This window comes from Vibrio sp. PBL-C16, from assembly GCF_034321865.1.
GTDB classification, from domain to species: Bacteria; Pseudomonadota; Gammaproteobacteria; order Enterobacterales; family Vibrionaceae; genus Vibrio; species Vibrio alginolyticus.
The window spans coordinates 118,547-134,271 of sequence record NZ_JAXLNY010000001.1; the positions used below are offsets into that span (position 1 = coordinate 118,547).

Consider the following 15,725-nt stretch of genomic DNA (forward strand, 5'->3'; position numbering starts at 1 on the left):
ACGGATAGTGTTGATTCGTCGTCGGAAAATCAGGGAGTTAGAATGAGTAAGCATTCCGCTTTAATCAAATGGCATCGTAAAGCTGGGGAAGAGTTTAGTGATAATAAGTATAGTAGGGCACACATTTGGCAATTTGATGGAGGGTTGCAAGTCCCAGCATCTCCATCTCCCCACGTAGTACCATTACCACTATCCGTAGAAGAAAACGTTGATCCAGAAGAAGCGTTTGTCGCGGCACTTTCTAGTTGTCATATGCTCGTTTTCCTGTCTATTGCAGCAAAGCGGCGTTACGTTGTGGACAGTTACTTCGATGAAGCGGTAGGGGAGCTTGAAAAAGGCGAAAACGGAAAAGAGTGGGTATCAAAGGTAACGTTAAACCCTAAGATAACATTTTCAGGTGAAAAACAACCGACACCATCTCAATTAGAAAAACTGCACCACATGGCCCATGAGAATTGCTTTATCGCCAACTCCGTTAAAACAGAAGTGACAACGCTTATTGCGAATTAAGTGGAGCTCTTTATCAAAAAGCGCGGCCTATTGCGGAGTTATATTAAGCCAGCAGTCATCCTGCTGGCTCGTTCATCTAGACGACACCTTGCTCAATCATTGCATCAGCGACTTTTCTAAAGCCTGCAATGTTGGCGCCTAAAACTAAATTTCCAGGTTGGCCAAACTCTTTACTGGTTTCGTTTGCATTGATGAAAATATTTTTCATGATGGTTTGCAACTGACTATCCACTTGTTCAAACGTCCAGTTTTGCATGCTGGCGTTTTGCGCCATTTCAAGTTGACTGGTTGCAACGCCGCCTGCATTGGCTGCTTTGGCAGGCCCATAAGCTATGTCTGAGTCCACGATAATATTGGCAGCATCACGGGTGGTTGGCATGTTCGCCCCTTCACTAATCAAAATACATCCGTTTTCGATAAGAGCCAGTGCGTCGTCTGACGTTAGTTCATTTTGAGTCGCACAAGGGAAGGCAGCATCAGCCTGATATCGCCAAACAGCATGTCCTTCATTAGGATAGTCGCCCTCTGGTGTGTATTCTGCTTCAGGGTAAGTTTCTAAATATTCTTCTAAGCTTGCTCTTTTCACTTCTTTCAGTTGTTTTAGGAGCTTAAGATCAATACCGTGCTCATGATAGATCGTACCTCGAGAGTCGCTGCATGTAACTGGCGTTGCTCCCATATGGTACAGTTTTTCAATGGCGTAGATAGCCACGTTGCCAGCACCAGAAACGAGACAAGTTTTCCCTTTCAATGAATCGTTGCGGTCGTTGAGCATGCATTCTGCAAAATAGACGGCGCCATATCCTGTCGCTTCTTTTCTGGCGAGTGAGCCACCCCAAAGAAGACTCTTGCCTGTAAGCACACCTTCGTAGCGGCCCGTCAATCGTTTGTATTGACCAAACATATAGCCAATTTCGCGCGCCCCGACACCGATATCGCCTGCGGGCACATCGGTGGTAGGACCGATGTGACGGTACAACTCGTTCATAAATGATTGGCAAAATCGCATGATCTCGCCGTCGGATTTTCCTTTAGGATCGAAGTTTGAACCGCCTTTGCCGCCACCGATAGGAAGGCCAGTCAGTGCGTTTTTAAAGATTTGCTCAAAGCCGAGAAATTTTATGATGCTCGCATTGACTGAGTGATGGAATCTCAATCCTCCTTTGTACGGCCCCAAAGCAGAGTTGAATTCAACTCGATAACCTTTGTTTACTTGTACATTTCCAGCATCATCAACCCAAGGAACTCGAAACATGATTTGACGTTCTGGCTCGACGATCCTCTGGATAATCGCTTGTTCCTTATATTTATTATTGCCTTCTATTACCGGCGCGAGAGAAGTTAATACTTCTTCTACCGCTTGGTAAAATTCTTTTTGCGCAGGGCTACTGTGTTGCAACGCAACAATAGTATCGTGTATGTATGACATAGATTTCTTCCTTGATGTGAATAAGAAATCAGTTTATATGAATGTATTTCCATTAAATAGTGATTTTGACCAAGATTCAATGGTTGTAGTGGTCTTTCCTGCGGATGAGAATGTGCAGCTTCTAACCCAGGCAGTGTTGGTTGAGATAGGTAGGGCGAGCTAAGTAAGCGGGTGGTTGAGTGATCAGTTTCACATATAACAAGCAGAAATCACTTTAGTCGATGTTGTTGTGCAGTTACGCAAATTGTTTATGTTAACGTCATGTTAAAGTTTGTGTGTGATAACTTGTGAAAAGACAACTATATGGATGAGCTTAAGGTTCTGAACTCGTTTATTCAGCAGAATGGTCTACCAGCGTTTGGCCACCTTGATGGAATTCCAACATCGTTACAGCTAGATAAATTTACTTACCTCGATGAGATGGATAAGCCAGTGTCTAAGTGGCGCCGTTACCGCGATTATAAGCAGTTTCAGTTCGTCAATTTGGTCACACCTGATTACGTCATTGGAGTAGCGATTGCTGATATACGGTATTTAGCATCCGGCTTTTGCTACCTGTTTGATATTAAAAAGAATAAGTTGATTGAGCAACAATGGTTGAAACCTTTTAATATAGGTTATCAAACTCAGCCTTCCAGTTGGCGCAGTCTTGCCCATCTTGCTAACAAAAGAGTTCAGTTTTCTATTAAGGATGGTATTTGGCACGTCCACTTTGTGACAGAGTCAGTCAATGCGGATCTCTATTTACGTCCAGAAAATATGAGTTTGCCATTAATGTTGTGTACGCCAACAGGTTATGCGGGTTGGACATATACTCAGAAGCACAATGCGTTAGCAGTAGACGGTAACTTGTTCATATTAGGAAAAGAGCAAGATCTTTCAGAGGTGGCTGCTGGTTACGATTTTTCCGCTGGGTACATGCGGCGAGAAACAAGTTGGCGCTGGGCGAGTATCAATTGCTTTGAGGATGACAGGCGTCTGGGGTTGAACTTGGCAGCTGGCGTTAATGAAACTGGCTATTGCGAAAATGTATTGTGGATTAATGGTCAGCGTCACTTTTTGCAACCTGTGCAGTTTCAGTTTTCACGAAGTGATGAAGGGCAAAAGTGGCATATTACGTCGGAAGATAAACGAGTTAACTTACAGTTCACGCCTTTGAATCGACGCTCAGAGAAGAAAAATTTTTGGCTTCTCAAAAGTAACTTTCGTCAGTACATCGGTTATTTCTCTGGCTATATTATCGATGGAAATGGCATCAAACATCAGTTAGAAGAAGTTATGGGTCTTACTGAAGATCACTATGCAAAATGGTAGAAACACAATGGATTGGACGCAGTTGATGGACCGCCCAGAATTACTTCTGATGATTCTGGCTCCAGTTTTCTTTTTCTGCATGCTTGCCGAATATTGGTTCGGACAAAGAAGGGGACGCTTGCCTGAAAGCGCGACGTATTACTTCCCTGAAGTAGCGTGTAATTTTGTTCTTGCGGGCTTACACCAAGCGACAGACATACTCACGGGTTTACTGATTGCTCAGTTGTATTTGTGGTGGTTCGATTGGCGTTTTTTTGATATCGAAATGAGCGTCTCAGCTTTTCTTTTACTTGTTGTCCTGCAAGATTTTTTCTATTACTGGTTTCATCGGGCTAGCCATCGTATTCGTTGGATGTGGGCCGCGCACGTTGTTCATCACAGTTCGGAAAGAATGAACTTCAGTACCGCCTTTCGTCAAAGTTTAATGTATCCGCTAGCGGGGATGTGGATTTTTTGGTTGCCCTTGGTGATTATTGGTTTTGAGCCAAAATGGGTTGTCTTCGTTGTGTTGTTTAATCTGGGCTTACAGTTTTTTGTTCACACCCAATCAATTCGTTCGCTCGGGCCACTAGAGTGGGTATTTAACACGCCGTCTCATCATCGCGTTCATCATGGTGTGAACCGTCAGTACATCGACAAAAATTATGCGGGTGTATTAATTATTTGGGATCGAATGTTCGGAACGTTTGAACCAGAGGTGGAAACGGTTCGGTATGGGGTTTCTAAACCTGTAAACAGCTTTAATCCCATCCGCGTGACGTTTGCAGAATGGAAAGACATGTTTTATGACGTAACTCGACCAAACTTATCATGGAAACAACGCTGCTGCCGTTTGTTCGCTCCGCCATCGGATTTTTATGAGTAAATTGAGATAAAGAGATTGGAGCGGGCAGCGGGAATCGAACCCGCATCATCAGCTTGGAAGGCTGAGGTAATAGCCATTATACGATGCCCGCGCATCGATAGGACTCAGTTAATATGCCACACTGGACGAAAAAGAAAAGTCTTTTCTCATCAAATGTTTGTCAGTTGCCTAAAAAAGTAGCGGACTGATGTTAAAGTGTTCATTGTCTCTGGTTTTTTGTGGCACTCGCGATTCCGCTACTAAGCCTAGGGGCTTCCAATTAGGTCGTAAACACCGAATTCTTAGGTGTTTAGATGTTGATGATATTCAAGATTTTCTGTGTAAAGGTTAATCTCGTTTATTGAACAGTCACGTTTCATGGTCAAGACTAGATATTGAAATGATTACTTTTTACTGTTGATGCGTATGTATAACACAGGGTAATTCTGCTGAAACAGTCAGCTTAACCAAAGGAGATTTAACATGATGAGAGGTTTGATATTAGGGCTGGTGGTGATGCTGGTATCTGCTTGTACTACCGTTACAACCGATGTAGATAAACAAGCCGACTTTTCAGCTTACAGAACGTTTGACTTCGGTGCTCAGGCGGAAGCTCCTACCAGTATTGATGGTCGACGTATTGAGCAAGGGCTTGCTGAACAGCTTGAGGGTAAGGGTTTAATTAAGGTAAATAGTGGCGGTGACCTTTACGTACATCATGATATCGTAGAAGAATCCGAGCTTGTTTCTTCAGGATCGTCGGTGAGCTTTGGCTATGGCTGGAATAGCTTTGGTGTGATCACTTCAAGCCCAGAAAGATATAAAGAACGTAAGTATGGGAAGTTGGTGGTTGAACTGGTTGATGCAAAGGCTAATCAAGTCGTTTGGAAAGGCGTTTCAAGTCGTAAACTGTCTGAGTCAATGAGCTCTGAGAAACGAGAATCTCTCATCCAAGAAGAAATCGCGAAGATGTTTGAAAGCTACCCTTACGGTGAAAAATAATTAGTATTCTTAACGATTAAGAATACTAATTGCCAATAGTTACGCACAGGGTTAAAAGAACTTATCATTTTGGTTCTGGTTACCTTTGTGCGTACGACTCTGATTGCTTTACTCGGACTACTTTTCTGCTTGTTGGCTCCGAGCATGAGCCTGCCGTACTCACACCCAAATTTTCTTTCCTTTCATAACCAGAATATTGCTGTTGACGCTAAGTCGAAGCACTTTTCAGAACATCCTATCTCTCCAGTACAACAAGACTATCCGAGTTTAAACAGCCGGAATAGATTGAGGGTTAGCCATGCTAAGGAAATGAGCTCGAACGACGATGTAGAACCCGAATGGTTTGAAATGCTTGATGTAGCATGGTGGGCGCATCGTTCGGCAATTTACTCGATGAAGCGGCTAAAACGCATCGGCAATGAGGCTTTAGGTTGTTGTATTGAAAGTATTTTTACTCACTTTAAATACAGAATCGGAGTGAGAAAAGAATCGAATTTCATATACCGCTTTATACATGCTCGCTAACACATTCCATGTTTTTGCAACTTTTTGGTTAATTATGCTTAGGAGCGGTTTATGTTTGATTCGATCATTCAGGTCTTGAGTGCTTTTTGGCATCAAGATTTCACGGCGTTAATGGCGCCAGGCAGTGCAGGTTTGGTTTATTTTGTTGTTGCAGTGATTATCTTTTTGGAAAGTGGTTTTATTCCTGCTGCACCTTTCCCATGCGACAGTGTCGTCGTATTATCCGGTACGCTGGCGGCGGTTGGCGTCCTTGACCCAATTATGATCATGTTGGTGATAGCTGTTAGTGCGGGGTTGGGAAGTTGGGCGGCTTATTTACAAGGCAAGTGGCTAAATCGCTTACCTAAGGTCCAAGGCTGGGTGAGTGCGGTTCCTCAAAAGCGTTTGGAACAGGTCGACGTGTTACTCAGTAAACATGGATTGATTGCGCTTTTGTGCGCGCGGTTTATTCCGGTTGTTCGTTCCCTATTGCCATTAATGATGGGGTTGCGAGTGAAACGTATTAGTAAATTCCATTACTTTGCGTGGCTGAGTGCGATTTTATGGACGCTGATATTATGCGGTTTTGGTTCATTACTTCCTTTGCTACCGGAAAATATGAGCAAAGCAATCACAATGCTATTAATGGCGGCACCAATAATTACTCTTGTGATTGGAGTGCTTAGTTTCTTGTTTGTTAAAGCACGTCGAGCGTTCTGTAAACCCAAGGATGTGTCTGAGTTTTCTCAGTAAGTTTACTTGATTTGCACTTTTAAGCTTGTATGCAGATTAGACATCTAATCGACAGGTTTTTGTCAGTAAAAAGAAAGGCGCAATGTATGCGCCTTTCTTTTTGAGTGTCGTTAGGGTTTCGAATTTAATAGCCAATGCTATATAGGTATTCGCCAACTTCTTTGCACTGAGACTTGTAGATGTTCTCTACTTCAGACTCATTCTTATCTGCTGCTTTAAATTCAAGTTCGGCAGACGATAGCTGGTCAAAGCTGTAGTCTCTCTCAGACATTAAGTAGTGTCTGAACATCGCTCTGTGTTCCGGAACTGCAATACGTGCGTTAGAAACGTTGGCACACTCTAACAGAGTGTCGTTACTCATTTCTTCTGGCTTAGTTTCTGTGTTTGCAAAGGTTGAGCCCGCTGAAAATAGTAATGCTAGTGCGATGGTTGTAGCGATTCTTGTCATTATATGGACCTCAAATTGGTTCTAGTAACAATGAGCATATTGGCTCTTATCGTTACATTTTCGTGTTCTCTGTATGTCATAAAAAGTTAAACAACAGAGAAGGCGTTGCGACCATGAGTAAAGACGTACATTAAGTTCGCTTCCTTTCTTCCTGAGAGGCGATAAAGAGAGCGTTGACTCATGAGTCCGCCATAACTGTCTAGAGGTAAGCGAGATGCTTGTTTTGCCAACTCCAGTAGTGGTGGAGAAGAGAAAGCAATAAGTAAAAAATAATCAGGAGTAAAATCTGATGATAAAACGCCATCAGTAGCTGATGTTCGGCGACAGGAGACAAGCCCGAACAACTCGCGCTTTATATGTAGGTAGTAACTTTCTGAACCCCAAGAGCTCAGAGAAGCTGAGGCATGAAAATCAGTGTGTGCTAGCTCAAAATCGTCTTGTTGAGAGAGTTTAAGTAGGCGCTCGGAAGTGTAATGTTTGGTGTGGTGCCACTCATGCGCATATGAAGCTGTGATGAGCCCTGAGAGCAGGGACAAAGAAAGCATCAATAATATACGGTGTAGATAACGCAAGAAGTAACCCTAAACATATAAAGCCACAGTTACCCACCATGATTAAGGAATCTTAGTGGCACTATGATAACGATGAAAGCCAGTGTCTGATCAACTCAGCGTATACTAACGAGATGGAAGGGGGATGAACAGAGTTTTCTGATCGCACTTAGGTATATCAGCGAATAACACAATAATTTTCGCTTTCGAGTAAGCGAAAATGGAAAAAGAGTCGTTGCACAGGACGATTAAGCTAACAGGATTATTACTAGGGAAGAAATAGAATCTTCTTTTTCTTCCCCATATGTGTCGTATCGATATTATGCGCTTGCGTAAATAACGCTGCCGCCTTTTATGGTGTCAATGATCTCGCGAGACAACTTCTCTGGCAAAGCAGGGCAACCCCAACTGCGTCCGAGGTATCCATTCTTCTTGATGAAGGAAGGGTTTGCGTAATCGGCGCCGTGCACGACAATGTAACGCTCGCGAGCTTTGTCGTTTAATCCAGAGCTTAGCCCATCTAATCGAAGTGAATAGCCATTTGAGCCGTAGTAAGTGGTATCAGTCAAAAAAGTGCCCAATGATGTTTTTCGCGAGTTCACGACATTTGAAAACTGTGTCGCTGTTTTCTTTCCGCTGTTCACGCCGTGAGAAACATACGTATTGTAGATTAGCTTCTTTTTATCTAAATCAACCACATAAAAACGCTTTTCAGTTGATGGTTTACTATAGTCGATGATCGTTAGTACCGACTTCTTTCTATCGGGTGTCTTCTGATAAGCGATGTAAGCGTCACTGAACAACTTAAAGTCTACTATGCCATCTAGCTTGGCTTGTTTAAACACATGTTCAGCTTGCTTTGGTCGTAAATGATCCCTGGATTCGTTATCTGATTGTTTTGCAAAAGCAAAAGGTGAGACAGACAACAGCGCACATGTAAATAATAAAATTAACTTTTTCATCTTGGCTAAATAAAACTCTATGGTGTTACAAATTTACCGATTGCTTCATGCATTCGTTAAAACAACATGCACATCAATATAATTCTATTCCCAATGTTTCTTATTGCACGCTTAGGTGCTTGATATTGGGTTGACGATAAGTTTTCGAGTTAAAAACTAACTAATTGAAACTTATATAAAATATGAAGTTTAACGATGGTTTCTATAAACTTCGGCGTAAATAATATCTGATATATGTAATTAATAAAACTGTGTTTAAGGATATTTGTGAAGTTGCTAATTTATAAAAACGGCGTTTTATTTTTCGTACTTTAGAAACTCTTTTTATTTCAATGTGTTTTCTTTTTCTACGCTTTATCCAATACCTCAAAAGTTTGTGATTTAACTCGTAACAAATCGTAACGCCGAATCGTTATGTGTATAAATGCATTTATAATGTATGAATAAACAACAGGGTGGTAAGAAAAGGCAGTAAAACAACGGTGAATCGGTTGTTTTTAATTCACGATTGACAAAGCTAAGTCTAAGTCGTACAAAAATTGAACTTGTGAATGTATCGTTTAAGTGAGAGTGATGAGCTCGACAAAAGTGAAGTGATGCGTGCTATTGTTTATTCTCTAATTTATTCGATTACATAAGGAAGGGTACATAGTAAAAATTGAAAAAATAATTCTATCGTGTGGATTAAAATATATAAATAATAAAACTTAGAAATTAAAAGATAAGAACGCCAGATATTAATTCATTAAATTTTTGAACATGAAAGTAAACTCTATCTATTATGTTTGGTTTGGTTTGGTTTGGTTTGGTTTGGTTTGGTGTGAAGGCGCTCGTCTCATTAAGAAAAGCGCTCAAATTTATTTAAGGACGGTTATGACAGCATTTAATAAAGTGTTTATTGTCACTCCCAATGTTAATGATTTTGCAATGTTGCAAGAGTCGCCATTGGAAATGTCTCTTCAAGTAACGGCAAGCAAACCTATCCAACTCTATGGAGAGTCTGTTAAAGCCAGTTGGAAAAGTATTGATATTGAATGGTTAGACGTTAAGGGTGAAAAGCCATTACCCAGGCCTGATATTGCAGCATGGGGATCTTTTACTCTTGCTGTATCCGCTTCTATTGCGGATAAGCTCGATGTGTTGAGCGAGAATGTCGAATTTTTACCATTAAATCTACAAGGAAAGCCTTGGCGAGCATTAAACATTGTCACTCAAATTGATGCCATTGATACCTCTGCTACCGAGTATAATCTTCGTCATGGTAAGCTAAGTCGTGCTAGACCGTTTAAGAAACTCGTTTTGAATAGAGAAGCCGTTAATGAATCTGACTTGTTCAGAGTAAAAGGTGCTGGGCTCAGAACGTTTTGCACGGACAAAAAAGGTGGCTTGTACGATAGCGTCAAAGCGCTGAATTTGACCGGTTTGGATTTCAAGGAAGTGCTGGTTTAAAAACGAATAAATAGTGATTTACTCGACTAAAGTCATAGATATAGGTATGGGGGAACAAAAGCTGAGCATCTATCAATGAAGCTCATATACAACTAAATACAGCCGCCACAGTTGTGACTGCTGTACTTCTCCCCTTAACTTATGTTCTTGAAACCCTAATTGAGCTGACCATGGACGCATCAAATCGACTGTCGTCATTTGCCGATTGCCACCACAAGCTCAATTGTTCTTTAGTCATTGGTTTGCCAAATAAATAGCCTTGCATATAGTCGCAGCGGTATGCCGATAGCCATTCATGCATCATATTGTGTTCAATACCTTCTGCTGTAACCGTTTTATTTTGGGCATGGCATAGCTCAATAATAGGTTTGATCACATGGCCGTTATTGGTGTTCATCAATGTAACGAGGAACTCTCGATCAAATTTGATTTTTTGAACCGGATACTGAACGAGCTGAGTTAACGATGTGTAACCAGAACCAAAGTCATCAATTGCAAGACGGTAGCCACGTTTTGATAGCTCATCAAGTAGGGCCGTGCCTTGTTGTTCTGCGGCAAAGGTTTCGGTTATTTCTATCTCAATACATTTTGGTTTAACCTGGTGCAGTGTCGCTTGTTCATGGATGTAGTTTGCCATTTCTATCGAGTTTAGCTCCGCTGATGATAAATTGACCGAAAGAACAATGTCCTTACCGAAAATATTCCTTAATTGATGGTATTCCGCCGTTGCATTGGCGAAAACCCAGCGGTCAATTTTATCAAATAATCCGGCTTGCTCTGCAATTGGAATAAACTCCTTTGGAGGGATAGGGCCGATACCTTCGGCTTCCCAGCGCAACAAGACTTCTAACCCCTCAATTTCGTTGCTTCGATTGTTCATATAGGGTTGAAAAACAAGGTGGAATTCTTCCTCTACATTGCTTTTTCGGAGCGCACGTTCAAGTTGACTTCGTCTTTGAGACTCAATATTGAGAGCGGCTGAATAATAGGCGTATTGATTTTTCCCTGCCCGTTTTGCTTGATACATAGCCGCATCGGCACTGGAGAGTAACTTCGCGATGTCAGTACCGTCTTGAGGATATTGTGCAATACCTACGCTTGCCGTAACGGGAAATGAATTACTCCAAGATGAACTGAGATTACTAATCGGTTTTAGCAGCTCTGATGCAAGCAAATCAGGCAAGCGTTTTACCTCTTGATTTGAGCTCAGCAAAATTGCAAATTCGTCACCAGATAACCTGGCGGCAAAGCAGGGGCTGTTGTAATCGTGCGAGAACTTTTGACAGGCATTCTTGATGTGTGATGAGAACACTTTTAATAAGTTATCTCCCAATTCATGCCCGTATTTATCATTCACGTATTTAAAGTTATCAAGATCGACGTAAACAACCCACAGAAACTGCGAAGGGGAGATAAGTTCACGAGTGGCAAGCTCATGAAAACGATGGCGATTGGCGAGTTGCGTCAGGTGATCCGTTTCAGCTAGGCGTTTTGTCTTTTTATAGATGACATTAAGTTCCTCATACATATCAAAAAAGCGTGCAGAGAGGCGTCCTATTTCATCGTTTGTTTCTAGCTTTTCAATATTGTCACGTTGATTAGATTCAAGTTCGTTCAGCTGCTTATCAAGGCGAGAAACAGGGCGCAACACATAGCGGTACAACACCAAAATGATTAATGTGATGGTGAAAAACGCCGCTACGCCAAAGGAGAAAGCAAGTTCTAGCCACACTTTATCGACTTTATTCCACATTAAATATTCGGCAGGAGAAAGCACGGCATAAAAGTGCGGCAGCAGCTCAATGGTTTGAGCGAGAGGAATATCAAGATAAATGGGTTTGTCGGCGAAAGTAATCACGCTGTGCGTGTCAAACTCGATGTCATGCTTAATCTCGTTAAAGGCTTCAAGTGATACGGAAACTACCACAAAAAACACATTTTTTGAGTCAAAGCTCAAAGGGTGAGTCCCCGTTCTTTTGTCGACGACCTCATATTGAAGAAGAATGCTTTGTCCACTGGAGTTATAAATAAAGCCAGTGTGACTGAAAGCCTCTCTCTCATTGAAACTTCGTGATATGTACTCTAACACCTTTGGGTCGACCACACCTGATGATTCGTAATATTTGTTTTCTGTGTAATAGAGAAGGTTTTGTTTGCCGTCGAGGATCGCCATGCTCGCATCGCCTTTGTAACCATGGCTTAATACTTCAGCGGTCTCGTCTAATCGATTAAACAAGACTCGCTCACGATAGGGGTTGTTATGATTAACCAAATAGTCTTGTAATACATCACTTTTACTGAGCGTATAGGCATAGCTATTAAGAAAAATATTCGCTTGTCGAAACTGCCCGGCGAGCTTTTCCATCTGCAACTGAATATAGCTGTCTTCCCGCTTGATGAGCGTCACTTTTTGAATGCTATAAATAATATAGCTAGATACTAACGCGCTTAATAAGATCACTGGCGCGACAAGCAAAATGACTCTATTGCTTAACTTCATTATGGTTCTTAGTTTCCGTTTGTGTCCCTACAAACGTCGCGTACCAGGTAAGGTACTGAACGGATGATGTGTTTTGGCAAATTGTAACCAGATTGTAAGGTGAGCGTTCTCCAAAATCAGGCAGCTATCTAAGAATTGTGATGACGTGAAAGGTTTCGAGCTTATTAACTAGAGGTTTTCTCAGTAGTTGGACGTCTCTTTTCCTTCCTCCTTGTATAAAACCTAACCGTAATGATAGGAAAATACCGTCATCGAAACGTTTCGATTGTAAAGTGTGACTCAAGTGCGCTTTTCCTATTCAATGACAATTGAATTACAGATCATTCTCACACCTTATCGATCTCACACTGGTCAAATTGCGATGACGAATTATTATTTCATCGAAACGTTTCGATGAGTTTTCTGTTAATAACGAAAACACTTTAAAACAGGCGCTCATGGTTGTATGAACGTGTAACCGAAAGGTCGATGAGATGAAAAAAAGTACCCTAATTAACTCAGATATTTCTTACTTGGTGGCGACGCTAGGCCACACTGACGAGATCACGATATGTGATGCTGGTCTACCAATCCCAGAGCATGTTCAGCGAATCGATTTGGCGCTAACGCATGGGGTACCAAGTTTTCTTGATACTGTTCGCGTAATTCTATCTGAGTCCCAAATCGAAGGGGTCATCATTGCGGAAGAGCTCTCTGATGCAAGCCCAGTTTTGCATGAAGCGTTGCTCAACGAACTGAGCAAAGAGAGTGAAGAAACGGGCAAATCTATTGAAGTGAGCTACGTGTCACATGAAGCGTTTAAAGCACGCACGGCGCAAAGTCGCGCTATCGTAAGAACTGGCGAATGCTCGCCATATGCGAACGTTATTTTCCAAGCGGGCGTGGTTTTTTAAGCCAGAGATATTGAGGACAGATTATGACTCAAGCCATTCTACAACTAAGCGAAATTGAGAAGGCGTTTCCGGGCGTAAAAGCACTCGACAAAGCAAGCCTGAATGTTTATCCAGGCCGTGTTATGGCGCTGATGGGTGAAAATGGAGCAGGCAAGTCAACGTTAATGAAGGTGTTGACAGGCATTTACCACATGGATGCGGGGAGCATTCAATATCACGGTCAGCCGGCGGCCTTTAAAGGGCCACGCGATTCACAGGAAGCTGGTATTAGCATTATTCACCAAGAGCTGAACCTGATTCCTGAACTGACGATTGCCGAAAATATTTACTTGGGACGAGAGTTCACCGGCTCCTTAGGGCGTATCCAGTGGGGCAAAATGTATGACGAAGCTGACAAGCTTTTAAAACGTCTCAATGTAAAGCATTCATCAAAAACATTGCTTGGCGATTTAAGCCTTGGTGAACAACAAATGGTGGAAATTGCAAAGGCACTTTCGTTTGAGTCGAAAGTCATCATTATGGATGAGCCAACGGACGCATTGACCGATACGGAAACGGAATCACTATTTAAAGTGATTAATGAGCTTCGCGAGCAAGGATGCGGCATCGTATACATTTCGCATCGTCTTAAAGAAATCTTTGAAATCTGTGATGATATTACGGTGCTTCGTGATGGTAAGTTTATCGGTGAGTGCAAGGTGTCCGACACTGATGAAGATGGCCTAATTGAAATGATGGTTGGCCGAAAATTAGAAGAGCAATATCCACGTATTGATGTCCAACATGGCGAAACTTGTCTTGAAGTCATTGGTTTGACTGGGTCTGGCGTTCAGGATGTGAGCTTTACTCTCAAGCGTGGTGAGATTCTTGGAATTTCTGGCTTGATGGGCGCAGGCCGCACTGAACTCATGAAAGTCATTTACGGCGCATTACCTAGTGAGCATGGTGTTATCAATCTTGATAACAAAACTATTAACCCGGTTAGCCCGCAAGATGGCTTGGCAAATGGTATCGCTTACATCTCTGAAGATCGCAAAGGCGATGGTTTGGTTTTAGGTCTTTCGGTTAAGGAGAACATGTCACTTTGTTCGCTAAACCAGCTGACCAAAGGCTTCCAGATTCAACACAGCGACGAAGTGATTGCTGTGGAAGATTTTATTAAGTTATTCAACATTAAAACCCCAACGCGAGATCAAATCATCGGCAACTTATCTGGTGGTAACCAGCAAAAAGTTGCGATAGCGAAAGGGTTAATGACGAAACCTAAAGTTCTGATTCTGGATGAGCCGACACGTGGTGTTGATGTCGGAGCAAAAAAAGAGATTTATCAGCTCATCAACAAGTTTAAGGCCGAAGGCATGAGCATCATCTTGGTTTCTTCCGAGATGCCTGAAGTGCTCGGCATGAGCGACCGTATTTTAGTGATGCATGAAGGTCGTATCACTGGCGAATTTGATGCGAAAGACGCCGATCAAGAAAAATTACTCGCCTGTGCCGTAGGCAAAGAGATCAATGAGGAAGCAGCATGAGTACGAATACCATGAGCAAACCAACCGAAACGAGCAACAAGAAGTTGTTCACAAAAGAGTGGCTGATTGAACAAAAATCACTGATAGCTCTGATCTTTCTGATCGTTGTTGTGTCATTTTTGAACCCGAACTTCTTTACGGTCGACAACATTCTCAACATTCTTCGTCAAACCTCCGTGAATGCCATTATCGCAGTGGGTATGACATTAGTTATTTTAACCGCAGGCATCGACTTAAGTGTTGGTTCGGTATTGGCGTTGTGTGGTGCCTTTGCGGCAAGCATGATTGCGCTTGAGGTTCCTGTGCTGGTGGCGGTTCCAACTGCTTTAGTCGCAGGTGCAGCGTTAGGTGCGATCAGCGGTATCATTATTGCGAAGGGTAAGGTGCAGGCATTTATCGCTACGCTGGTTACCATGACGTTACTACGAGGTGTGACCATGGTGTACACCGAAGGTCGACCAATCTCGACAGGCTTTACTGACACCGCGGATGCGTTTGCATGGTTTGGTACTGGCTACGCGCTAGGCATTCCGGTTCCTGTTTGGTTAATGGTGGTTGTGTTTGCAGCGGCTTGGTATTTACTTAACCACACACGCTTTGGTCGCTATGTTTACGCACTAGGCGGCAACGAGTCTGCGACGCGTCTATCAGGTATCAATGTAGACCGAGTGAAGATTGGTGTCTACGCCATCTGCGGTATGTTAGCAGCGCTTGCAGGCATTATTGTAACGTCTCGTCTTTCTTCGGCGCAGCCAACAGCAGGTATGGGCTACGAGCTAGACGCTATCGCAGCGGTTGTTCTTGGCGGTACCAGCTTGATGGGCGGTAAAGGCCGTATCATGGGTACCTTGATTGGTGCGCTGATCATCGGTTTCTTGAACAATGCACTTAACCTACTTGATGTTTCTTCCTACTACCAAATGATTGCAAAAGCAGTGGTTATCTTGCTGGCGGTATTGGTAGACAACAAAAACAAGTAATTCATAACAATCTGTATATATAAAACAGTGAATACAAACCGAGTCAGGGGACGTGTA

Annotated in this window: 15 protein-coding genes and 1 tRNA gene; 10 read left to right on the forward strand and 6 right to left on the reverse strand. The window is 42.5% G+C overall.

Features of this window, described 5'->3' with window-relative positions; all coding sequences use genetic code 11:
* Positions 1-42 precede the first annotated feature (42 nt).
* Positions 43-510, forward strand: a complete 468-nt coding sequence (locus tag UQW94_RS00485; protein WP_017820322.1) for an OsmC family protein — start codon at positions 43-45, stop codon at positions 508-510.
* A 76-nt stretch (positions 511-586) separates the two neighbouring features.
* On the opposite strand, the gene gdhA is transcribed toward UQW94_RS00485, so the two are convergent.
* On the reverse strand, positions 587-1,939 hold the full coding sequence (gene gdhA / locus UQW94_RS00490) for an NADP-specific glutamate dehydrogenase (protein ID WP_005373174.1): 1,353 nt from the start codon (positions 1,937-1,939) through the stop codon (positions 587-589).
* 303 nt (positions 1,940-2,242) lie between these two features.
* Here gdhA and UQW94_RS00495 point away from each other — a divergent pair, with 303 nt between their 5' ends.
* Together UQW94_RS00495 and UQW94_RS00500 are read left to right on the forward strand one after the other, a co-directional pair.
* Complete coding sequence (locus tag UQW94_RS00495; protein WP_047101375.1) at positions 2,243-3,253, forward strand: DUF2804 domain-containing protein; 1,011 nt, start codon at positions 2,243-2,245, stop codon at positions 3,251-3,253.
* A gap of 7 nt (positions 3,254-3,260) precedes the next feature.
* Complete coding sequence (locus tag UQW94_RS00500; protein WP_322141905.1) at positions 3,261-4,118, forward strand: sterol desaturase family protein; 858 nt, start codon at positions 3,261-3,263, stop codon at positions 4,116-4,118.
* 16 nt (positions 4,119-4,134) lie between these two features.
* Here the strand turns inward: UQW94_RS00500 and UQW94_RS00505 are convergent.
* A tRNA-Gly gene (locus UQW94_RS00505) sits at positions 4,135-4,209 on the reverse strand.
* Between the two features lie 371 nt (positions 4,210-4,580).
* On the opposite strand from UQW94_RS00505, the gene UQW94_RS00510 reads away from it, so the two are divergent.
* From UQW94_RS00510 to UQW94_RS00520, 3 genes are all read left to right on the forward strand, one after another.
* Positions 4,581-5,099, forward strand: a complete 519-nt coding sequence (locus tag UQW94_RS00510; RefSeq protein WP_005382627.1) for a DUF4136 domain-containing protein — start codon at positions 4,581-4,583, stop codon at positions 5,097-5,099.
* A 144-nt stretch (positions 5,100-5,243) separates the two neighbouring features.
* Positions 5,244-5,624, forward strand: coding sequence for a hypothetical protein (locus UQW94_RS00515; RefSeq protein WP_225478221.1), 381 nt, complete (start codon positions 5,244-5,246; stop codon positions 5,622-5,624).
* 51 nt (positions 5,625-5,675) lie between these two features.
* A complete protein-coding gene (locus UQW94_RS00520) occupies positions 5,676-6,356 on the forward strand; it encodes a DedA family protein (protein WP_017820317.1) in 681 nt (226 codons plus the stop codon).
* A gap of 124 nt (positions 6,357-6,480) precedes the next feature.
* Here UQW94_RS00520 and UQW94_RS00525 read toward each other — a convergent pair whose 3' ends face one another.
* The 3 genes from UQW94_RS00525 to UQW94_RS00535 form a co-directional block, all read right to left on the reverse strand.
* Complete coding sequence (locus UQW94_RS00525; protein ID WP_042522561.1) at positions 6,481-6,804, reverse strand: hypothetical protein; 324 nt, start codon at positions 6,802-6,804, stop codon at positions 6,481-6,483.
* Positions 6,805-6,890: 86 nt separating this feature from the next.
* Positions 6,891-7,349: a hypothetical protein gene (locus UQW94_RS00530; protein WP_017633653.1), complete on the reverse strand. Its 459-nt coding sequence runs from the start codon at positions 7,347-7,349 to the stop codon at positions 6,891-6,893.
* 326 nt (positions 7,350-7,675) lie between these two features.
* On the reverse strand, positions 7,676-8,317 hold the full coding sequence (locus UQW94_RS00535; RefSeq protein WP_322141906.1) for a murein L,D-transpeptidase catalytic domain family protein: 642 nt from the start codon (positions 8,315-8,317) through the stop codon (positions 7,676-7,678).
* A gap of 873 nt (positions 8,318-9,190) precedes the next feature.
* Between UQW94_RS00535 and UQW94_RS00540 the strand changes: the two genes are divergently transcribed.
* Positions 9,191-9,766, forward strand: coding sequence for an imm11 family protein (locus UQW94_RS00540; protein ID WP_053349404.1), 576 nt, complete (start codon positions 9,191-9,193; stop codon positions 9,764-9,766).
* 139 nt (positions 9,767-9,905) lie between these two features.
* Here UQW94_RS00540 and UQW94_RS00545 read toward each other — a convergent pair whose 3' ends face one another.
* Positions 9,906-12,266: an EAL domain-containing protein gene (locus UQW94_RS00545; protein ID WP_054577813.1), complete on the reverse strand. Its 2,361-nt coding sequence runs from the start codon at positions 12,264-12,266 to the stop codon at positions 9,906-9,908.
* 473 nt (positions 12,267-12,739) lie between these two features.
* Here UQW94_RS00545 and rbsD point away from each other — a divergent pair, with 473 nt between their 5' ends.
* The 3 genes from rbsD to rbsC are packed head-to-tail and all read left to right on the forward strand — an operon-like array spanning position 12,740 to position 15,668.
* The gene (gene rbsD, locus UQW94_RS00550) at positions 12,740-13,159 is read left to right on the forward strand and encodes a D-ribose pyranase (protein WP_054577814.1); all 420 of its coding nucleotides are present in this window, start codon (positions 12,740-12,742) and stop codon (positions 13,157-13,159) included.
* Between the two features lie 23 nt (positions 13,160-13,182).
* Positions 13,183-14,688: a ribose ABC transporter ATP-binding protein RbsA gene (gene rbsA, locus UQW94_RS00555; RefSeq protein WP_054577815.1), complete on the forward strand. Its 1,506-nt coding sequence runs from the start codon at positions 13,183-13,185 to the stop codon at positions 14,686-14,688.
* Positions 14,685-15,668 carry a ribose ABC transporter permease gene (gene rbsC / locus UQW94_RS00560; protein ID WP_005373145.1) on the forward strand — a complete coding sequence of 328 codons (984 nt, stop codon included), beginning with the start codon at positions 14,685-14,687 and terminating at the stop codon, positions 15,666-15,668. Before rbsA ends, rbsC begins: the two co-directional genes overlap by 4 nt.
* Positions 15,669-15,725: the final 57 nt, after the last annotated feature.